At 57.6% G+C, this 21,553-nt stretch carries 19 protein-coding genes; 9 read left to right on the forward strand and 10 right to left on the reverse strand.

Going from position 1 to position 21,553, the window contains the following annotated elements; all coding sequences use genetic code 11:
- Window positions 1-27 precede the first annotated feature (27 nt).
- Complete coding sequence (locus tag Pan181_RS16010) at window positions 28-969, forward strand: IS5 family transposase (RefSeq protein ID WP_145244898.1); 942 nt, start codon at window positions 28-30, stop codon at window positions 967-969.
- On the opposite strand, the gene Pan181_RS16015 is transcribed toward Pan181_RS16010, so the two are convergent.
- Window positions 932-2,515 (reverse strand): hypothetical protein, encoded by a 1,584-nt coding sequence (locus tag Pan181_RS16015; RefSeq protein ID WP_231943615.1) that lies wholly within the window; start codon window positions 2,513-2,515, stop codon window positions 932-934. The genes Pan181_RS16010 and Pan181_RS16015 overlap by 38 nt on opposite strands.
- A gap of 53 nt (window positions 2,516-2,568) precedes the next feature.
- Window positions 2,569-2,868, reverse strand: coding sequence for a hypothetical protein (locus tag Pan181_RS16020; protein WP_145248100.1), 300 nt, complete (start codon window positions 2,866-2,868; stop codon window positions 2,569-2,571).
- Window positions 2,869-3,077: 209 nt separating this feature from the next.
- On the opposite strand from Pan181_RS16020, the gene Pan181_RS16025 reads away from it, so the two are divergent.
- Complete coding sequence (locus Pan181_RS16025; RefSeq protein WP_145248102.1) at window positions 3,078-5,738, forward strand: hypothetical protein; 2,661 nt, start codon at window positions 3,078-3,080, stop codon at window positions 5,736-5,738.
- A gap of 44 nt (window positions 5,739-5,782) precedes the next feature.
- On the opposite strand, the gene Pan181_RS16030 is transcribed toward Pan181_RS16025, so the two are convergent.
- The 4 genes from Pan181_RS16030 to Pan181_RS16045 all read right to left on the reverse strand — a co-directional run bounded on the left by Pan181_RS16030 (window position 5,783) and on the right by Pan181_RS16045 (window position 8,977).
- Window positions 5,783-6,172, reverse strand: coding sequence for a hypothetical protein (locus Pan181_RS16030; protein WP_145248104.1), 390 nt, complete (start codon window positions 6,170-6,172; stop codon window positions 5,783-5,785).
- A complete protein-coding gene (gene lipA / locus Pan181_RS16035) occupies window positions 6,169-7,113 on the reverse strand; it encodes a lipoyl synthase (protein ID WP_145248106.1) in 945 nt (314 codons plus the stop codon). Before lipA ends, Pan181_RS16030 begins: the two co-directional genes overlap by 4 nt.
- A 144-nt stretch (window positions 7,114-7,257) precedes the next feature.
- Window positions 7,258-8,199: a cysteine synthase A gene (cysK, locus tag Pan181_RS16040; protein WP_145248108.1), complete on the reverse strand. Its 942-nt coding sequence runs from the start codon at window positions 8,197-8,199 to the stop codon at window positions 7,258-7,260.
- A gap of 580 nt (window positions 8,200-8,779) precedes the next feature.
- On the reverse strand, window positions 8,780-8,977 hold the full coding sequence (locus tag Pan181_RS16045; protein ID WP_391483957.1) for a transposase: 198 nt from the start codon (window positions 8,975-8,977) through the stop codon (window positions 8,780-8,782).
- Between the two features lie 366 nt (window positions 8,978-9,343).
- Between Pan181_RS16045 and Pan181_RS16050 the strand changes: the two genes are divergently transcribed.
- Window positions 9,344-10,030: a hypothetical protein gene (locus Pan181_RS16050; protein WP_145248110.1), complete on the forward strand. Its 687-nt coding sequence runs from the start codon at window positions 9,344-9,346 to the stop codon at window positions 10,028-10,030.
- Window positions 10,031-10,313: 283 nt separating this feature from the next.
- On the forward strand, window positions 10,314-11,708 hold the full coding sequence (locus Pan181_RS16055; RefSeq protein WP_197528413.1) for an alpha-L-fucosidase: 1,395 nt from the start codon (window positions 10,314-10,316) through the stop codon (window positions 11,706-11,708).
- 3 nt (window positions 11,709-11,711) lie between these two features.
- Here Pan181_RS16055 and Pan181_RS16060 read toward each other — a convergent pair whose 3' ends face one another.
- Entirely contained in the window at window positions 11,712-13,046 is a 1,335-nt protein-coding gene (locus Pan181_RS16060) for a hypothetical protein (protein ID WP_145248113.1), read from the reverse strand.
- A 202-nt stretch (window positions 13,047-13,248) separates the two neighbouring features.
- Between Pan181_RS16060 and Pan181_RS16065 the strand changes: the two genes are divergently transcribed.
- On the forward strand, window positions 13,249-14,694 hold the full coding sequence (locus Pan181_RS16065; protein ID WP_231943616.1) for an arylsulfatase: 1,446 nt from the start codon (window positions 13,249-13,251) through the stop codon (window positions 14,692-14,694).
- 12 nt (window positions 14,695-14,706) lie between these two features.
- Here Pan181_RS16065 and Pan181_RS16070 read toward each other — a convergent pair whose 3' ends face one another.
- From Pan181_RS16070 to Pan181_RS16080, 3 genes are read right to left on the reverse strand one after another with little or no spacing between them, the layout of a single operon-like run.
- Window positions 14,707-15,471, reverse strand: a complete 765-nt coding sequence (locus Pan181_RS16070) for a hypothetical protein (protein ID WP_145248115.1) — start codon at window positions 15,469-15,471, stop codon at window positions 14,707-14,709.
- Window positions 15,468-16,094, reverse strand: a complete 627-nt coding sequence (locus Pan181_RS16075) for a hypothetical protein (RefSeq protein ID WP_145248117.1) — start codon at window positions 16,092-16,094, stop codon at window positions 15,468-15,470. Before Pan181_RS16075 ends, Pan181_RS16070 begins: the two co-directional genes overlap by 4 nt.
- Before the next feature lie 45 nt (window positions 16,095-16,139).
- A complete protein-coding gene (locus Pan181_RS16080) occupies window positions 16,140-16,937 on the reverse strand; it encodes a 3-keto-disaccharide hydrolase (RefSeq protein ID WP_145248119.1) in 798 nt (265 codons plus the stop codon).
- Between the two features lie 656 nt (window positions 16,938-17,593).
- Between Pan181_RS16080 and Pan181_RS16085 the strand changes: the two genes are divergently transcribed.
- From Pan181_RS16085 to Pan181_RS16100, 4 genes are all read left to right on the forward strand, one after another.
- Entirely contained in the window at window positions 17,594-18,271 is a 678-nt protein-coding gene (locus tag Pan181_RS16085) for a hypothetical protein (RefSeq protein ID WP_197528414.1), read from the forward strand.
- A 332-nt stretch (window positions 18,272-18,603) separates the two neighbouring features.
- Window positions 18,604-19,107 (forward strand): hypothetical protein, encoded by a 504-nt coding sequence (locus tag Pan181_RS16090; RefSeq protein ID WP_145248122.1) that lies wholly within the window; start codon window positions 18,604-18,606, stop codon window positions 19,105-19,107.
- Window positions 19,108-19,252: 145 nt separating this feature from the next.
- Window positions 19,253-19,900, forward strand: a complete 648-nt coding sequence (locus tag Pan181_RS16095; RefSeq protein ID WP_145248124.1) for a hypothetical protein — start codon at window positions 19,253-19,255, stop codon at window positions 19,898-19,900.
- Window positions 19,901-20,017: 117 nt separating this feature from the next.
- Entirely contained in the window at window positions 20,018-21,496 is a 1,479-nt protein-coding gene (locus tag Pan181_RS16100) for a phytoene desaturase family protein (protein WP_145248126.1), read from the forward strand.
- Window positions 21,497-21,553: the final 57 nt, after the last annotated feature.

Consider the following 21,553-nt stretch of genomic DNA (forward strand, 5'->3'; position numbering starts at 1 on the left):
CACGTACCTTTTTTACGGAGATCGAACATGGCTACGAAAGAAAAACGAACCTACAAAGTCACGAACTGGAAGGAGTATAACAAGTCGCTCATCGAGCGTGGAAACATCACTATTTGGTTTAGCGACGAGGCGTTGGAGAACTGGGAACATCCTAACGACCAGACAAAAGTCGGTCGCCCTTTTGTCTTCAGCGATACGGCGATCGAGTGCTTGCTGACGATTCGCGAACTGCTGAAACTTCCCTATCGGCAGACTGAGGGATTCGGCCGCTCGCTGGTGGCGATGTTGGGCGTCGAGGCAGCGATTCCCAATTATTCTTCGCTCGCCAAGCGAGCCAGCAAGCTGAATGTTTCGCTCGATATCGCTAACAAGAGGGGCGACATCGATATCGTGGTGGATAGCACCGGCATGAAAGTGTTTGGCGAGGGCGAATGGAAGATGCGGACGCATGGCAAGTCGAAGCGGCGGACATGGCGGAAGCTGCATTTGTCGGTGAATCCTGACACCCGCGAGATTGTGGCGGAGATTTTGACCGAGAACAGTTGCCACGATGCCGATGCGGTTCCCGAAATGCTGGAGCAGGTGGAGCAGCCCGTAAAAAAGTTTCACGGCGACGGTAGTTACGACAAGTGGAAGGTTTATGAAGGGCTGGAATCCGAAGGCATTGAGCCGGTGATTCCGCCGCAGCACAACGCCAAGATCAAACAACATGGCAACTCTGCGGAGGAGCCTTTGCCCCGGGACGAGGCAATTCGTCAGATTCGACGCAAGGGGCGTAGGAGTTGGAAAGAGGAAGTGGGCTATCATCGTAGAAGCTTGGCGGAAACGACCATGTACCGAGTGAAACAAAGCTTTGGGAGCCATCTCAAAAACCGAGTATTCGAAAACCAACAAACGGAAGCCCGCTTGCGCTGTAAAATCATCAATCAATTCACCCAACTCGGGCTTCCACAGTTCGAGTGGAGTTAGTCAACAAGGCCCATTCGATCGCAGAGTTCTTGTAATTGTAACCGCTCGAGTAGCCCGCTCCATTGTCTGGCTCGATGACGTAAACGGCCGCCTGATCCGAAAATGCGAGTCCATTACTCGGCGCGAAGGCGGCGTAATACGACAGGCGGTTCCAAGTAGTGGCCTGATCTTGTTGTTGGTCGATCAAGGTGATCGATTGAGCTCGCATTCTTGTACTAAATCCGTCGGCCAGAAAACCGTAAGCCAACAAACAAGCGGTTACCAGAAAAGCCGCAGCGGGAACGGTTACCACCATCAGATGCAATCGCCCCGCTCGCCGTAGCAGCCAGTAATTGAGCGGACCAATCGCGATCACAAACAAGGTGATGAGCACCTGGAAGCTAATGACCGGGGCAAGTCCCACACCGGGGATCAGCCAATTATTAAAGTCGTAGTTCGCGTATCCCGGCACTAAACCATGTCGGCGTGACCAGATATTGCTGGTCAGCTCATTGGACCCTGACTCGCGGAACCCCTGTTCGATGCTACTTTGATCATAATAATTTGTGTCGAATGCAACGACCTTGCCCCAGCCATAACGTCGCTGGACAAACCAATCCTTGGAGAGCTTACCAAAGGGTTTGGCCGAAGGATCCGATGGCGTTAGCCGGGCTTGCTGTTCCGCCCCGTAGTCTTGCATCAGCGCCTGCCCTCCCGCATTCTGCAGATTCTGCGGGAGAAACGCATAACTCCAGTAGCGTTCGGACGCAGGGAGTCTGCGATCGGGCTCAAAAACATCCGTCGACTCATCGGCCGGCCAACCGAACAACGGATTGACTTCGCTTGCCAGCTGAGAGGTTTCGCCGGTTTGTTTGAGCCAGAGTTCTCCGCCTGCGTGGATCCAGGTGAGCAACGCCTGATACTGCTCGGTGCTGTTTTCCTTGAGATCGCTCAGCTCGCTCAGGCTGAGCACCACCTGATCATAGGGAGTGAAATCGAGCCAGTGCTCTGGCAACTCTCGGGAAACGCGTGTGTAATCGATACCCTCATTTTTAATCTGATTGATTGTCCCTAATCGAAATCCTGAAGAGTTACTTATAGCATGGAGCTGAAGGATCGCCATGTCCTCCCAGCGACTATGCATTTGGTTGTTGTTGTATTCTGGGCGATCGATCGGACAACTTAGTTCGCGGTCCAGCTGGCCGTCGATGAACACGTCCCACCAATAAACGGTCCACTCCTCCATCTGCGGCACACGCAAGTCTAGCGTCGCCGACATGGCACCCGCTGGGAGCACGCCCTGATCAATCACAGTCATTGATTGCCGGCGGTAGTCGTAGTCGCTCACCCTGGCGACGACTTTGAACTCGATGTCGCTAGCCGCTGGTTTCGAGGTTTGCAACGTCCCAATCAGTCGGCGATAGCCAAACTGTCCGCCCCCCAGCCCGTCGTCGGCAAGTTCGAAAACCATGCCGGAGGCCTTCGAAGTGCCCCGCGTAGGTCGGCGGAAAACGGTTTGATTCGCCATCGCCTGGCCGAGCGACTCCTCCACGCAGCAGACAACCACCACCAGGAGGAGTAAAATGCGGCAAATCGAGTTTTGGGCAATCCGAAGCAAGGCTATTCCTGGGCTGATGATTCGCCAACCGTGGTGGATGGTTCGGCTGTTGGACGAGTAGTGGGATAGTGACCACCGGTTGCTTGCTGCAGATTCTGACCAAGAACAAGGCGGGCGAACAGCGAGATAACCCCGTAGAATAGGATGTACATGAGCCAGCAGACCGCCAGGCTACATACCCCCACGGTAAAGGCGATCGCCCAAGGAGCCCCCTGCACCCCCTGCCCTGCGACCAAGGCAATCATAGCCACCAGTGCGGCGAGATAGAGCACGGTTCGCATCGAATAACGAGGAAGCATCATGACTGCAATGGGAGAATAATAGGTACTTTGATTTCAACGCCTGGCCGGAAGCTACAAGTATCACGCATCGCCCCTGACGATGCCACAGGCAGAACCACATTTTTATCGCGATCGTTCCCTATTTCTAACGTTCGCTAGAACCAAATTTATTGCTGAGTGTAATCATGCAGTTGCGTGCTTTTAACCAATTCGCCGCAAGTTGGCAAATCTTGCCCAAGCTCTTACTGGTTTTGTTCGCCATCGCCGGCCTGGGCGACGCCCGCTGCCAGGCGGACATTGAGGTCGAGCTCTTCTCCGGGCAACCGCTCGGAATCGGTCGGGTGAAGGTCGATTTGCCGAGCGTCGCCGACGGGGCGCCTGCGGTCGACCAGAGCTTTACCATTACCGACCCTGCGGGGCGGGTGCTCTACCCGGCCCAAGAGAAAAAGCGGGCGCGTAAGGTGCTGAACAACCTGCTGGGGCTCAAACTGCCAGAGAAGCTGACCTACTACTTCTGGTTCACCGGCGACACGCCGCTCGAGCTCGACATCTACGCCCCGCACCACGTTCGCGTCACCGCCCAGCCGCGGTTCGATCAACGGGAGTATCAGAAGACGCTCGAAGACTGGTGGAAGCAATACATTGCGATGTACACCAAAGTCTACCAAGAAGCCGAGTACCCGATCGGCGTGCAAACCTATCTGACCGCCATGTGGTCGGCCCGCTTGAGCCAGCCGATGCCAAAGCTCGAAGGCTTCTTGATTCGCGAACACGAACAGGGCGGCACCGCCACCGGCAAGCTGATCGCCGACGAAGCGTATCGCGCTTCGGTGCTTCGCGACTTGATGCTCGGCGCGGCCGACGATCCCTCGGCCACTCAGCCACTGCCAGAGCACGCGGTGCCGGTGGCCACGGCCGCCCCCCCTGCCCTCGGCGGCGAGATCGCCATCGAGCCAATCGCGTCGTACGTGCCGGAAGAGTGTTTCTACATTCGCTTCGGCACCTTTACCAACTACTTGTGGTTCCGCGACTTCATCGGTCGCTGGCGGGGCGACCTCGGCAACATGCTCATCCAGCGAAGCATCCGCCGCAGCAGTACCGACGCTATCTCGAAACGGCTGGCCCTTAAAGAGTCGAAGGTCGCCGAAATCCTTGGTCCGCAAGTGATCGAAGACATTGCAATCGTGGGACTCGATCCTTACTTCGCCGACGGCGCCGCGGTCGGTGTGTTGTTCCAGGCGAAGAACAGCTTCCTGCTCGGCACCAGCTTGTCGCAACAGCGTTCGGCCGCCGCGAAAGAAGTCTCCGGTGCGACCAACGAGCAAGTCACCATCGCCGGGCAGAAGGTGTCGCTCCTCTCGTCGCCCGACGGTTCGCTCCGCTCCTACTACGTTACGGCCGACAACTACCACTTTGTCTGCAGCTCGGCCGCGCTGGTCGAGCGGTTCCTGGCCGCTGCCAAGGGGGAGCGTCCGCTCGCCGCCGCTACCGATTTTCAAGTCGCCCGGATGCGGTACCCAGCTAGCGACGACAATCGCGCGTTCGTCCACGTGTCGAGCGCGTTCCTCACGAACCTGACCAGCCCTGCGTATCGCATCGAACTCGACCGCCGACTGCGGTCGCTGCAAGCCGAGCGGGCGACGCGACTCGCTTACCTGGCGGCCGAACAGGAAGGATTGCCGCACGAGACGATCGACGACCTGGCCGCGGGGGCGTTTGTGCCACGCGACATTGGGCAGCGTGCCGACGGCGCTCAGTGGCTCACCGACAATCAGGGACGCACCTATGAGTCAGTGCGAGGGTATCGTGGCAACTGGTTGCCGATGGCCGACAACCTGCCGACCACCTGCACCGCTGGCGAGCGGGCGCGGTACGAGCAATTTGCCGCGCAGGTAACGAGCGAGGTCGCCAGTTTGGTACCGCTCTCGGTTGCGGTCGCGGGTAGCGAGCCTGCGCCGGGCGTCGAGCGAATCGCAATCGACGTTCACTTGCAGCGTTATTCGGTGAGCAACCTGGCCTCGTTTGCCAAGAAGCTAGGCGATCCTTCGCCGGCTCGTCTGGCACCCATCGCGGGCGACGTCGCTGCTGCCGAGGTGGTACTCACCGGCATGATGGGCAGCAACGAACCGTTGCACCTGTTCGCAGGCCTGCGTGATGGTCCGGTGCCGCTGGTGGTCGAGCGTGGTTCGCTGGAACTGGCGACCTCCATCATGGATGGCATCGAAGGATACATCGGCAGCTATCCGAAACCGCAGTTCCTCGAACGCATGCTGCCAGTGCGAATGTCGCCGTACGACAGCCAAGGCTACTCGCGCGGCGTCGGATTGTTCGATCTTTGGTTTCGTCGCACCGACGACTTCTTGCTGATATCGTTCAAGCAAAATGTGCTGTTCGAAGTCGGCAATCAACTGGCCATGGTGCCAGCCGAACGCCCCGCCCAGGCGTGGGTCATGCTTCGCGATTTGGTCGGCACCAAGTACGAGCAGGTGGTCACGTCGTACGCTTATGCACGCACCCGCGATACGTCGGCCAGCGGTAGCCGGTTCATGAACTCGCTACTCGAGCAACTACACGTCGCTCCCCCAGCGGCACACGAGTTGGCCAACGAACTGGTAGGCGGCGAGTTCATCTGCCCGCTCGGCGGAGAGTACCAACTGATGGCCACCCCTGCAGGGCGCGAGGTGTGGGCTTCCACCGCGGCGGCACCGAACAACTTGTTCCTGCTCACCGAGATCCCCCCCGGCTACCAGTTTCCACTGCTCACCTGGTTCCGCGGTATGACCGCCGAGCTACTTCGCGACGAGGATACCCTCACGCTGTCGATGCTGGTCGACATCAGCAAGGCAGATTTTGCCGGAGAGATCGTCCCCCCACCCCCGCCGGGCAACTAAATCGTGCGAGGGGGGGTACAGCAGCCATAGCGGGCTCGTATCGACTAGCCGCTAATCTCTGATTCAATGCTGGCTTTTTTGTCCGCCGCGCGAAAGTAAACCACGGCCGATTTTTCCGCGGGCACCGTGGCCGACAAGTTGATTTGCGAAGCACCCTTCACTTCGGCCATCACGAGATCGGTCGGCTTACCGAGGGTGATCATTCGGGTGACTTCGTCGAAGTCGTCTTCCAGAAAGAAGTACACATCAATCGGAGCGTCTGCAGTTGCCGTGACGGTGATCGTGCGATCGCTGCTGATTCCGTCGATATAGACTTCCTGGATGTCCTCGCCTGTTGGATCGAGGGTGAATGTCCGCGTGTCGCTAAAGCGGGCCTGGCAGCCAGCCATCACTACGATCACAAACAACGGCAACCACGCTTTCCACGACATCATTGCTTCGCCCTTTCGTTAGCAGCAGCTAATAATTCGCCAGCGCGGAACGAGCTGCGAACCATGGGTCCGGCTGCCGCTTCGGCGAATCCCAATTCACGTGCTTCGTGTTTCCAAGCTTCAAACTGTTCGGGGGTCACGTACCGATCGACCGGCAAGTACCGCTCGCCCGGTCGGCCGGGAGCCAGGTACTGGCCGAGCGTCAGCAGATCGACATCCGCTGTGCGGAGCCGCTGCATCGCTTCGGTGATCTCGCGGTCGGTCTCGCCGAGCCCAACCATCAGGCTGCTCTTGGTCACCATGTCGGGGCGCAGTTGCTTCGCGCGGCGGAGCACTTCGAGCGACAACTCGAACGACGCTCGTGGGTCGCGAACCGTGGAGTCGAGTCGCTCGACGCATTCGACATTGTGAGCGAACACATCCAGATTGAGACCCATCAGCAGATGCTCGAGGGCTTGCCAGTTGCCAGCCAGGTCGCTCGACAATAGCTCGATCGATACTTTGGGAGCCCGCTCGCGAACCGCTTCCACGCACCGACGATAGTGATCGGCCCCGCCGTCCGGCAGGTCGTCGCGATTCACCACGGTGATCACCACGTGGGACAGGTGCATGCTCGCTACCGCGGCGGCTAACTGCTCCGGCTCATTTGGATCAGGCGGTTCCGGCGCGCGTAGTGTTTGCACCGAGCAGAACCGGCACCCGCGGGTGCACTCTTTGCCAGCAATCATGAACGTGGCGTCGCCGCGGCCCCAGCAATCGTTCAGATTCGGGCACTTGGCCTCTTCGCACACGGTATGCAGACCACCGCCATCGACGGTGCCGCGAGTACGATTAAACACGGCCAGCGCTTCGCCCGAAGGGGGTTGCGCGCGGAGCCACTCCGGCAAGCGGGGGCGGGTAACAATAGGTAGGCTGTTGTTCGACATGCCAATAGTATAAGTCACCTGCCGAACTCCACCAACAGCCCAAGCCGGGCGAAGGCGACCCGAAACTCCCCTTTTTCCGCAGGGCCACGGCCTTGCCGAACAAAGTCGGCCCAGGCCGTGCTCCTACGTTGGTGGGCAAAATCGGTTGTCCGCGACCGACTACTAACCGGCCAGGCCTTCGAACAGCGGGGTCGACAGGTACCGCTCGCCCAGGCTGCACATGATGGTGACGATGCGTTTGCCTTTGTACTCGGGCTTGGCGGCAATCTTGGCCGCCGCACACATGTTAGCGCCGCTGGAGATGCCCGCCATGATGCCCTCTTCCTTCGCCAGACGACGCGACCACTGGAAGGCCTCTTCGTTGCTGACGGTAATCACTTCGTCGATGAGCGAAGTATCGAGGTTGCCTGGGATGAATCCGGCACCGATGCCTTGAATCTTGTGCGAGCCAGGCTGACCACCCGAGATCACAGGCGAATCGACCGGCTCCACGGCAATCGCCTTGAATTCGGGATTCATCTTCTTCAGGTAACGCGAGGTACCAGTGATGGTGCCACCGGTGCCGACGCCGGCGACGATCACGTCGATGTCGTGGCCCGAGTCTTCCCAAATCTCCGGGCCGGTGGTCGCTTCGTGAATCGCCGGGTTGGCTGGATTCTCGAACTGCTGCGGCATGAACGTGTTCTCGCCCTGCTCTACCAGTTGCTGCGCCCGGCTAATGGCCCCCTTCATGCCATCGGCGGCGGGAGTCAGTTCCAAACTGGCACCCAGCGCCCGCAACAGCACTCGGCGTTCCATCGACATGCTCTCGGGCATGGTGAGCGTCAACTTGTAGCCCTTAGCTGCACAGACAAAAGCCAGGGCGATGCCGGTGTTGCCACTGGTGGGCTCAATAATATGGGTGCCAGCGGTGATCTTGCCATTGCGCTCGCCGGCTTCGATCATGGCTGCGCCGATACGATCTTTCACGCTGTTGAGGGGTTGGAAAAACTCGCACTTGGCGAACACGGTCGCATGGTCGGCAGGAACCAAGCGATTGATTTTGATCATCGGAGTATCGCCAATGCACTGAGCGGCGTTGTCGTAAACTCGTTGGCGTGGCATGGTAAAATCCTTTTCCTAACTGATCTAACTGGCCCAACATCGGCGAGGTGCTGTTTCTGGGCGAAACAAGAGGAGTGCTAGCTCCGAATTATCGGAGAAGCCTTCCAATGCGGCAACCCCGTCGACTATCTCATCGACACAAAGGCCCCTCCGACACATCGGGCTCTCTAATACATCTGATTCTTCGGCAGGTTGGGCTCTTCGACAAACAAAGAGCGCACTTCCGCATTGTTTAGCAATCGGGAACTTTGCGATAGCAATTGGCCACCTAGTGCGGTCTAATATACACATGACCACCAACACCAATCGTGACCTTTGCACTCAGCATTCCCCAATCCGAAGGAATGCACCACCTGCTAGAGCCATCGTTGTGCCCCCAGGGGGCAATTGAAGTTTTCACTTGCGACACTTCCCCCTACCGCAAACTGTTTTGCAGGAGCAAGTTACGACCACCAGGGTCGACGTAAGAATTGCCCCCACCGATCGTTTTTCGGCAAAGTGGGGGCAAAACTGAACTACTACCGGCTGGAAGCCGGTAGGTTTGGAAAGAGTTCGTGAGCTACGGACTGAAGTCCTTCACTCACGAAGGCGTTACGCGGAAGTTATCTTCCCCGTCTTTGGGCTCCGTTCCCCGCTGACCCTGGATATACGCGGTAATCGCTTCCTCAGTCACACTTCCGCTAGACGCCACAAAGTACCCGCGGGCCCACAAATGACGCCCCCAGTACTGCTTTTGCAGATGCTGGAACTCCATCAGAAGCTTTCGCGAGTTCCTCACCTACTGTAACTTCTCGCCCCAAACGAAATGGCATTTCAAAATAAAGCGGCAATGTGCCCCAGTCCGGTAACTATCCATCCTAGTAGTATATGAACCTGAAGGTTTCGCCTGAAGGCGAGGGTTCTAACCCCATCGGTTGGATAAAAGAGTGCAAAGCACTGCGCGTCGCGTTTCGGATCACTGCGCCATCATTCCGACGACACCCCCAAAGAGCCAATCGCCAGAAACTCGGGGTTTTTCACTTTGGCACACCAGCTGCATTACTAGGAAATCGAGCCACGAGGTCGGTCGCACTTCGATCGATCCACGGCTCGCGAGAACATGAAGTCACCCGCATCCCGCACTCGCCACGAAAGGTGCCCCACGATGACCCGCCTGGAAATGTTGCTTTGGACTCTAGCTGTTGCCGCGTTGGCCTGGCCTTCGGCCGCGAAAGCTCAAACGTCGTACTACTATCAGAATCCCGCGTCGGAAGCCTTCTCGATGTCAGTGGAACTCGGTCGCGAAGCGAACGCGCTTGCGTACGACGCTCGCACCATGATCAGCGATCGCCATGACCGCAATGAAGTGCTCGACGAACTCGAAGACGTGATGGACGAATTGGAGGATCTGAACAAAGCGTTGCACGACGCGATTCGTGATCCCCGTCGATGGGACTGCGTTGCCAAGCGTGCCGAAGACGTGCTGGAAGATATCGAAGACCTCGACAAAGACGTTCACGAAGCGGTCGAAGACATGAATCGCTACAACCGCACCAAACGACCGGCGTTCGTGCCGATCAACCAACCGCACTATCGCACGAATATCCCGCAGCCTGGCACCAGCGTGACCCTACGCATTGGTAACAGCAGCCAGGTCACGTTCAGCAAGGGGTACACTCGCAACCGTACGGTGCACTCCTTCCGCAACGGCACGTTGCCACCTCCGCCAAACCAACGCGTGCAGCAAGTTCCCCAGGTTTACTCGCCGATTCCCACCGGCAACGAACTGCTGAACCACGTGCACCTGATGCAAGCCTTGGCTCAAGAGATCCACCGCGTGGCGCATCAATAACCTCGACCACTCTCTCTCCCCCGGGAGGGAGTCACGAGAGGGGCAAGGCGCCAACTAATAACACGTTCCCGTGCTACGTAGTGCGGGAACGTGTTTGTTGTGTTTTGTTTATACGACCGACAGGTTATTAACACTCAGAAATAGGAGAATTGGGCCTGATATGGTGACTCAATAGCATTCCATTGAAATGGCAAGCCAGACCGTGCATGATGATGGTTTGCTCCGGCATCACACAGCCGAGCCTATTGATATCGAACTCCCGCAGTCCTTTGAGAATAGCAGCATGAAACGGTCTGGAATCCTCGTATTGTTTACCCTGATGTCATTCAGCATGGGCTGGAGCAACAGCTTCGCGCAGCAGACCGCTACAGATCCAACTCCCACGCTGCAGGTTTCCGAAAACGACTTCTGGGCGAACCGCGGTTGCAGTGCGGGCGACGCCCGGTGTCAGTGGTTCCGCGATGCAAAGTTCGGAGCCATTATTCACTTTGGTGTCTACTCCGAACTAGGAGGCTACTACCAAGGTAAAGGACCTTACCGCCCGGCCGAGCAGATCATGGGACTTGGGGAACGACGCGCGGTGATCTCGCCCGACGAATACCTGAAGAACGTGGCCTCCAAGTTCAATCCCACCGGCTTCGATGCGGACGAATGGGTGAGCCAGATGAAACAGGCAGGCATGCGGTACGTGATCTTTACGACCAAGCATCACGACGGGTTCTGCATGTTCGACACGAAGACCACCACGTTTGATGTGGTGGACTCCACCCCCTTCGGTCGAGACATCGTTAAGGAGCTTGCCGAGGCATGTCGTAAGCAGGACATGCACCTCTGCTTGTACTACTCCATTGGCGATTGGTCGGCTAAAGAGGTGATGGACGATCAATACGCCAATTATGGCCAGTACATGAAGGCGCAACTCAAAGAACTTTTGACCAACTATGGAGACGTCGATTTATTGTGGTTCGACAATTGGTGGTACGTCGAAGATCAGTGGTCGACCGATACCCCTCACGCCCGAGAGCTGTATAACTTCGTCCGCGAACTGCAACCGAACATTCTGGTGAACGACCGCTGCGGCATCGGAGTTGAGTCGGACCACGGCGACTATGGCACTCCCGAAAATCAACTGAAAGGTTCGCTGCAGGAACGATACTTCGAGGTCGTGATGACCTGCACCGCCGATGATAGCTGGGGATGGATGAAAGGAGCCGACAACTACCGCCGCCCCGACACGCTTGTTCGCAACCTGGTCGACTCGGTTAGCAAGGGTGGTGACTTCACCTTGAACATCGGTCCCAACGACCAGGGCGAATTCCCGCGTCCTCAACAGGTGCTACTGCAGAAGATCGGACACTGGACCAATGCCAATGCGCAGGCGATCTACGGTACCGTGCCGGCACCTGAGGTCGACCTGCCGAGCGGCGGCACCGCGTACGCAACCAAATCGTCGAATGGATCGCAGTACTACCTGCATGTCCAGTCGTGGCCCCAACGGTCGCCGCTTAAGGTGCGATTGCCGGAGTCGTTTGGCGACAACGTACAAGTAACACAACTCTCGACCGGCGCGTCGGTCGAGGGAATCGAGACCGGCAAAGTGGGAGGACACCTCGACGTATTGATCCCACGCGTCGAACCTGAGGACGACTACTTTACCGTGATCAAAATCACCAAGTAACCATTAAGGAGTAACTGGTTTAGCCTTGAATACTACCTCATACACACGACCTTCTTCCACGGTCCGTGGATTGGGCACCAGCACGAAATCATCGGTCACGACCGGGTTGAGATCCGCCCCCGTGAGCACCGTGGCTTCCTGCATCCGCTCAGGGAGGAACGCGATGATCGGGCGGTAGCCGCGCTGTGAACCGTTGGTGTTGACCGGCTCGAACGACTTCGCACCGCGAGCAGGGGTGATGCGAAGCGTGTAGACGTCGCCATCGACAGTGAGCTGCTGATCGTACGCACAATCGGCCGACTGCATGCGAGCTTCCCAGGCTGGGTCGCCGTAGAAGGCCAAGGTGTCGCGATCGTACTCCAACCCACGACGATCCTCGTTGGTGGTTTCGAGCTTATGCACCAGCGCCAGCTGGTTGGCGAGAAACGCCTCGTTAAACGTGTATCGCCCAGGCTGCTCGACAAAGTAATCCAAACATCCCCATCCCGCATACCCAAACCAGGTAGGAACCGTGTAACCAATCATCTGCCGCACGCCGGCATCGTTCATCCAGGCCAGCGCCATGGCATCAGGTCCGTCGATATTGCCCATTAGGCAGTTGCCGATCGGCAGGTAGACCTTCACGTTCGGCGAGTCGACTTCGTGGATATCGCCAGCGGTGTCGCGGCCGACCATCTGCCCTGCCTTGGAGAGAAAGTACCCGTTTTGATAACGAAAACCAATTTGCCAATTTCGCTCGGTCGCATGCCCGGAGGTAACAAACAGATCGGGCTGGTAGTCGTTCAGGGTGTCGACAAGTGCCTTGGTCGAGTCGGCCGGACCTTCGGTCAGCTCGGCTTCGCCATCGGGCTGCTTAACGACCAGCTTGCCTTTAACCAGTTCGTCGAAACATTTGCCTTCGTGACACATCTCGAGCGCGACTTCCGTGCCGGACGCAACCTTGCGAATCACCAACGGCTCGGTGGTTTTGGCAATGGCCAGCGCCGAGTCGGCATCGTACCCGGTGAGAATGCCCCAACGGGTGTCGGTGTAGGGATCGTCGTCGTACTCGCGAGTAAGCTGATGCACTGCGGCGACAAACTCCTTGGTCGCTTCCTTCGACTGTGCGACGAAGCAGGTGTAGCGTGGGTGCGACTCGACCAGGGTCGCCTTGGCTTGCTCCAAGCTATCAGTGTAAGTCACAACCGTCGCTTCGTGCTTCTCTACCAGGGTATCGACCACTTGCTTCCAAGCGGCATCGTCGGACGTCGCCTGCGAGACGACCACCACGTAGTCGCTAGCCAAAGTGAACGAAGCAGGCAGCACGGCCAATAGCAGAGCACAGAGCTTTGATTTCATCGTTATTCAGTCCTTGAGAAAGGGAGTAGCAACACGCTTTTTAGAATACCATAGCGGCAACCCGTTCGCCAAACCGTAGACGCTTCACAAGCCGATCCCCACGCACCATGTGGTTGACCGGTGCACGTCGCGGGGTCACGTTAAAGGGAATGCCCTGGCTGAGTCGTCGGTACAAACCATGGAATGATAGAAGGTTCCCCAGATGAAACGCCTGCTTTTGCTGTTCGCTGTGGTTCTCGGATTGATGCCGAGCAACGCGACTCTGGCCGCCGATACGGTATCGCCGGAACGGCCGCCGAACATCGTGTACTTGATGGCCGACGAGCTGGCGTACTACGAACTCTCGCACATGGGGCATCCCAAAATCCACACGCCGGAGATCGATCGCCTGGCGGCCGAGGGCATCCGCTTCACCCACGCCCGGGCGGGTGCGCCGGTGTGTGCTCCGCTGAGGTGTGCTTTGCTCACCGGTAAGCATATGGGGCATGCTTCGGTTCGCGCCAACGATGGCGGCACTCCGCTGCGGGCCGAGGAGCCGACGATCGCTTCCATGCTGCGTGAGCGAGGTTACGCGACCGGCGGGTTTGGCAAATGGGGCTGCGGCGGTCGCGATTCTACCGGCGTTCCCGAGAAGCATGGCTTCGACACGTTCTTCGGCTACTACGACCAAGTGCACGCCCACAGTTATTACCCGCCCTACCTGATTTGCAACAGCGAAGAGGTTCCGCTGGCAGGCAATAACGGCGGCCGGCAAGGCGAAACCTATTCGCACTATCGCATCATGGACGAAGCCAAGAAGTTCATCCGCGACCATCGCGACGAGCCTTTCTTCTGCTATTTACCAATCACTCCTCCACACGGTTTGTACGATATTCCTTCCGACGACCCAGCCTGGCAGCAGTACGCTGGCTATTCCTGGATCGACGACCCGAGCGTGCCGCAAGACGTAAAGAATTACGCGGCCATGGTCACCATGATCGATAACAACCTCGGCGAGCTGCGTCAGTTGCTGACTGAGTTAAACTTGCAGGACAATACCATCGTTTTCTTTACCGGCGACAACGGCGGCGAAGACCGCTTCAAAGACCGTGAGCACCCCCGTGGTTATCTTGGTCCAAACGTCGATCCGCGAACTCAACTCGGCTTTCGCGGCGGGAAACGCAATCTCTTCGAAGGTGGGTTGAGAATCCCCTTCGTGGTTGCCTGGCCGGGGCACATTGCACCAGGCAGTGAGAGCGATCTTGCGTTCTACCATCCCGATTTATTCCCCACACTAGCCGACCTAACCGGCGCGACTCCGCCGGGTGATCTGGATGGCATTTCGATCGCCCCCACGCTGCTCGGCAGCGACGCTTCGGCTCAGCAGCAGCGCGAGTACCTCTACTGGGAGTATCGCCAGCAGACGGCGGTAATTGCAGGCAAGTGGAAAGTGATTCGCCCCAAACCTCGCGCGGCTTGGCAGTTGTTCGACCTGAGCGCCGACCCCGGCGAAACAAAAAACCTCGCGAGCGATCACCCTGAGGTGGTTGCCAAGCTAGCCGGCTACGCCAGTGCGGCCCACCAACCAGTACAGGCGGGCACGTACCTCGACCCCGCCCGCACACGGCACGAGCGCGACCGCCAGGCGAAAACCGGGTTCGAGCAGTAACCAAGCAAGCGATCATGGCTGTGCCCTGCGTTGCTCGGGCTCGACCCACATCATGAAGCCTTCGGTCTCGCCTGGAATCATTTCACTCGACCAACTATTTACATGGCCATCCGCCCTGCGGCCAAGCACCTTTACCTTGTTCGCCCGGGCGCGGTAGAGCACTAGCGGCTCGGTAGCGTCGTGCAGCTCTAAATCGCGACCTGGCTCCTGCCAGCTGTAAGCCATATTGCCAGTTTCCTCATTCACGATCCAGTCAACACCACGTTCGCTAATGGAGACCGTCGCACTCGAATTGCCGAATGGCTCTTGGTCGGTCGACTCGGAGCGTATCCGAAATATGGCGATTGGCTCTGGCTCACCGGTTTCCTTGTTGACAAATCGCTCGGCCTTGACCGTAAACAAATAGTTGCCTGGCTCGAGGACTTCGATGTTTGTCTGTTCGGGAATCTCCTGCTCAGGAATATCGTACCCGCGATAGCACCGCACGTACTTCCGCCCTGGCGGGAGGTAAACGCGGTATTTTCGCGGAGCGTTGTCTTCGGTCGGTACACGGATTACATGGATCTTCTCCGGGTCCTCAATTTTGAAGATGCCTAGCTCGTTGCGCATCCTCTTGTTTTCCGCTTCCATCGGAGCGAGTTTGGCCTGCTGCAGCACGACCGTGATCACCAGCCCAATGATGGTGGTGAGCAGCACCATCGTGAGCAGCGAAAACCGAAACAACCTCCGTGGGCGTTTGTCGTCGGGCGGACTTACAGCGTCGGCTAGACTGGTCATTGCGGTTCGATCCAAATCAAGAAGCCCGGTACCGGATCATCGGGCGAAGCTGGCGTGTTGTCGTCGTTCGTACAGCGCAACCTCATCAGCTCCACCCGCTCGCCAGCATCATACACCCGCGTAGTCCTGGTCCCGACACCACTGCTGGACGTCGAGCGGCTACTCCAATCGACCCACGGCTGCGGGTCGCTTCCGGCGCTCGAGCCCCTCACTTTCAGACGGCCCTCCCAACGTTCGCTTCTCGGATCGTACTCAATCCCCCATTCCAGCACGTGCTCCCCTGGTTGGCTGAGTGTGATGGTCGCGCCGGTGTCGGGATACCCTTGCGCGGGAATATCCTCACCAAATCCCCGGGCGACGTAGTTCGCTCCCTCGGGCACCCACACCCGCCATTTCCAACGCAGCTGGTTGTCGGTCACCACTCCAACCGCGTGCACCTTGGTCTTGTCGGTAATGTCGAGTTCGCCGACCTCGGCCCGCAATCGCTTGACCTCGTCTCGCAAGGGAGCAACCTCCCAGTAGAGCTGCGCGACTGCGATACCGAGCGCTACGATCGTGGTCAGCAGCACCAGCGTCAGTAGCGAGAAGCGAAACGAGCGCGAAGTAGGTTGAGAGTCGAGCATACGAATCGAATGGGGGTTGGGATCGACTGCCGCCAGGGCAGCGGGTTATTTCTCCAGCGGTGTTACCGTGACGTTACGGAAGGCGACCGCGCCGTGATCGACCTGCAGAAACAGCGGGGCTTCGGCGACTTCCTTCAGTGGATTGTCGATCGTTCCGGTCGGCGACTCCAGCTCGAAATCGCGCTGCACCTCCTTGCCATTGAGCATGACCAATTCGAACCGGGCGTTCTCGGTCTTCTTGCCCGACTCGTCGAACCGCGGGGCGCGGAACGTGATCTCGAGCTTTTGCCATTCGCCGGCCGGTAGCGCCGCATTCACCGCGGGAGGCGAACCTTTGTCGGTGTATTGAAAACCAGGCTTGCCGGTATGGTAACTCCAGTGAGGATAAACGCCACCGCAGTCGGCGCCGCCGGGGTTCTCTTTGCCATGACTGTCGTACAGCTGAATCTCGTAACGCGACTGCAGCTTGACGCCTGAGTTCGATCCGCCGGCAATCACGAACTCGAGCTCCACCTTGCAGTCGCCAAACTTCTGCTTGCTCAACAGCGGCTTCGTTTGATCGTAAGGCAGCTTCTTCAGGGCGGCCACCACGCCTTGGCCGGGCTCGGCGACGAGCTTCGACTTGTTCTCGCCGAGCTTCACATCGCCACACATGGTGATCGGATCGCTCGGCTTCTCAAGCCCAACGGGACCTTCGTCGTTGATGATCGCCACGGTCGGCGAATCGCTCGGCGCGGCATCCGCACTTTCGGCCGACGCCAGGTTAGGCGAACCTACAACGCAGGCCAGCACCGCGAGCGCGGAACACAAATGAAATCGAGTGAAGCAAGTGTTGTTTGTCATGTTACTCGGAGGGAAAAAGTAGGTAGGAATTTCCAAGCGAGCCCTTTCGGCATCGCGCGATGAGTTTCTGCTACTATATCACCCCAGCTTCTGAAAATCAGGCAAATCTGAGGGGTGGATCGCTATCTCGCCCCTCAGGCGGATGTTTGTTCGCCAAAACCGGAGTGTTCTTGGGCGTGAATCCGCAAGTTTGTCGAAACCGCCCACCCGTGCTGTCGCGCAGGCGTGACGACTCGTTCGTTTCACGGGCGTTATTTTGTCCCCACTTTGCCGGAAAATCGATTGGTGGGGGCTTTTCTTACGTCATGACCATTCTCTGTAACTCCCTTGATTGTTTCGACTTGCAACTATCGCAATTCACGAAACTCAAAACTCCAAATGCCCCCTGGGGGCACAACAAAAGACTCGATCCATAAATAAGGGAATCGACTTTACTCATTCAAAAACAAACAACGCACCTCGACAGCGATACCATCATCACGACTCCATCGAACACGACTCTTTTCAGTTTCACTCGCAATCGAGCGGGGCCATCAACACATGTACCCACGTACATTACACCAGAACAGGTGGCCAATTTCAACCATAAACTTGTCGATCCCTCGATTCCCCCGATTGCACTATCCCGCTAGCCAAGGCCGACGCATAATAGGCGGATGCCTCCCCAAGCCTCCCCAGCCGACGCCCCCTCGATGGACGATACCCCCAAACGCCGCACGAGATATTCGCTCCGCACGTTGATGCTGGCCACCACGTTCGTTGGGATGGCCTTGGCGATTGCACTGCTAACGTTGGAAATCATCCCGTTGCGAGCCGAAGTCCAGCGACTCCACGACGAAGCGGGGTATTTGACGATTGATGATCCGACCAAGATCCATGCGATTCAAGTGGAAACCGAGAGCCCGTTGGTTTGGAAGTGGAAGGTGTGGATACCGGAGGGCTCGGGTGTTGTTTGGCACAAAGCCATGGCTGGCACGATACCAGCCGCAACGGACCCTCTGCCAGAAAAAGGGGTTGGGTTCTCTCAAGAAGGTGGCGAGGAATTGCTCTTTACGGTCCGAGTTTACCAAGATTTGTACGGCCAGTGGGTACTGGGGCACCAATTAGGCGGGAACAGTTCCTTCGTGAAACTATCGGATGACGACCTAGCGGCAATACGTGATACGACTGGGTGGTCTTCCCAGGGGGTTTGGGCGACTACGGTTACTTGTGACGCCGACAAACCGTTTATTTTAATGCGACGAAGTTACGCGCCTAGCAGCGGCGGTGGTACGAATCTCCTGGGAGAGGGCCCCGGCATTTTGATTTGGCTGCGAATTACCGAGCAGAAGTAGATGCTGAGGATCAACCCCAGAGAGACGTGGCTCTCCAGCTAGGGGTGCTACTAATTGCATGGCCGCTTTGCGTTTAGTTTTGGTACGTCGTAAACGACCCCTAGAGATACTTCACTCGCTCCCCAGCGCAAGGAATTCCAAAGGGAAGAAAAATTCTCTTCGACACTTTCTTGCCGTCTACAATAACTACCAGCTTCGCATTGCAGGGAGATATGGGGTCGCAATCGCCGCGAACGATAACCTCGCTTGGTCCAACATGAGACAGGGGGATCTCCCGGTCACCGACAATTAGCCGTAACGTAACCGACGATGAATATCCACTGGTAACTGGCATGTTCTTAGATGACTCAAAGTTGTTTGAGCGGGTAAAACTATATGCTCGGACTCACAACAGAATTGTAGCAGAACACAAAAAGCTGGGATATGGCAGCGACGGAACGGTATGGAGATCGCGGGAAACGGCAATCAAAGCAATTCATCACGAATACAACTATCAAGTCGAGCGAGATAGTTACCTTCGGCTCAGGGAAGCAAACGTGAACTCCGTGGGAGAATTCGCCCTCCCGCGATTGTTAAACCATGACGACGATCTAATGATTATCGAGTTAGAAATCGTCGAGCCTCCATACATACTCGACTTTGGGAAGGTGTATCTCGATATTCCACCGATATACTGGAATGACCAACAGATAAGAACAAATGCTTACGAAGAATGGCAGGAGCGTTTTGACAGTCATTGGGAGTCTGTCGCTGCAGCGATGGCATGGCTTGAGAGGCTAGGCATCTACTATGTCGACCCACGGCCGTCGAATATATGCACTGATGGGCTGGAGTAGGCTCTTCTCTTCTTAAGAGCTGGAAGAGTCCACTCTGCCAATTCCGGCGAGGCGTGGCTCGCCGGCTAGGAAAGGAAACAATGGATTACCGGATGTACCTGCGACGCGAGTATGAGTATTACCTCGAAAATCGGAACCATTCGTCATGACAGACGCTGCACTCCATCTCGAAAAGCAACAATCACTCCGCTCGCGACTGCTGATCGCAACGCTTGTGGTCGCTGGGTTCGCTCTCGTGCTGCTTGTGGCTACCGCGGTTCTTCCGCCAGGTAACTCCGCAGGGCTGGTGAGTCAGGAGCCTCCGACACTCACTATCACGGATCCCAGCCTGCTTCATGCTACCTGCGTGGAAAGTTATCGTCCTTGGCGGTGGAAATGGCAAATTTACGTTCCGGCTACGAAAGGCACGGTCGCATTACGCTTAAAGGCCGCCCCCACGACGAACGAACGAGCGTCGAACGATATTATCCAACTCGATGCCTCCAAGCCGTTTCGAGGAGAATTGGTCGTGCAGGTCTCCAAACAGGTAGGCATACCCCAAGTGGAGCTAATGCTAACCGAACATAAACTGGGCCACTTAGAGACGAAGATAATCGACACTTGGCTAACTGAGGAATTCACGCAGGCGCTGCTCGATGATCGCTTCGAGGTGCAGGTGGCCGGAGAGAGAATCACCGCAACTAGCGAAAGGTACCACCCCTTCTCGCTACTGGAATTAAGTTGCCAGGAAGCTTCTGGAGTCGAATCGTCCGAGAACCCAGGCAGCAAGGTGTCGGTAGTGCTTGAATATTAAGAACGAGGGTTTTTGGCCGGTTTTGCTTGGTTTTTGGCCCCCGTCGAGCAAACTCCCCCAAATTGTTAGACTAACGGGTCTTTCCAGCTCCCCGACCCCTGACCCCCCATCCCTCCGTTGCCTAAAGACTTTCTCAAAGACGCGAAATCGCGCTACGACGTCGTTGTGATTGGTGCCGGCCTGGCCGGGCTTACCGCGGCCAACATCCTCGCCCGGCAGGGTCGCTCTGTGCTGCTGCTCGAACAGCACTACAAGCTTGGCGGCATGGCCACGTGGTTCAAGCGCCCTGGCGGACACATTTTCGATGTCTCGTTGCACGGGTTCCCCTATGGCATGGTGAAGAGTTGCCGGCGGTACTGGTCGAAGGAAATCGCCGACTCCATCGTGCAGCTCGACGGCGTACGGTTCGACAATCCGATGTTCTCGCTGTGGACCTCGTTCACTCGAGAGGACTTCACGAATCAACTGATCGAGAAGTTCAACGTCGCGCCGGAGCGGGTGCACGCCTTCTTCGACAAGGCCCGCGGCATGAACTTCTACGACGACCAGGCGACCACCACGCGGGAGCTGTTCGACGAGTTCTTCCCCGGCCGCGAAGACGTGATTCGGCTGCTGATGGAGCCGATTACCTACGCGAATGGTTCCACGCTCGAAGACCCGGCCATTAGCTACGGCATCGTGTTCAGCAACTTCATGTCGAAGGGGGTGTTCACGTTCCAGGGTGGTACCGACCGACTGATCGGCCTGATGGAGCAGGAACTCAAGAACAACGGAGTCACCATCGCCATTAACTGCGACGTGAAGAAGATCAACCTCAACCACGGCGCGATCGCCTCGGTGGAAGTCGACGCCAAGGGAGCGACGCACACCATCGATTGCGACGCGGTGGTGTCGAACGCCAACCTGAAGGCGACCATCTTCAACCTGGTAGGCGAGGAGAAGTTCGACAAGAACTTCATCGACGACGCCCGCGCGGTGCGGCTCAACAATAGCAGCACGCAGGTGTACATGGCCCTGAAGGAAGACGATCGGCTCGACGTGAAGGAGCTCGGCGACCTGCTGTTCAGCAGCACCGCGCCGTACTTCCGCACCGAGGCCTTGCTGTCGCGCGACATCACGAGCCGCACTTACTCGTTCTACTACCCGAAGACCCGCCCCGACGCCCCGCCGCGGTGCATGATCGTGAGCAGCACGAACGCCAACTTCGACGACTGGGCGAACCTGCCGAAGGAAGAGTACGAAGCGAGCAAGCAGGACCTCTGCGAGACGACGCTCGACGCCCTGGAGGCCTACGTACCGAACGTCCGCGAGCGAGTGGTACACGTCGAAGCGTCGACGCCAGTGACGTTCAAGCACTATACCGCCCACCTGGCGGGGGCGAGCTTCGGCACCAAGTTCGAAGGCCTGGCGGTGAGCCGCGCGCTGCCGCAGCAAATCTCCGGCCTGTACCACGCGGGGAGTGTCGGCATCATCATGAGCGGCTGGCTCGGCGCCATGAACTACGGCGTGATCGTCGCCAACGAAGTCGACAACCAGCTGATGAACTGCAACTCGCGATCGACTGCCGAGGTGGAGCAGGAACTGGCCAAGGAGTAGTTTGAGTTGGAGGTTGGCTGTTGGGGGTTGGAAGTTGGGAACACTAGGTCGTGTTGA

Origin of the sequence: Aeoliella mucimassa (assembly GCF_007748035.1) — a bacterium.
Classification (GTDB): Bacteria; Planctomycetota; Planctomycetia; order Pirellulales; family Lacipirellulaceae; genus Aeoliella; species Aeoliella mucimassa.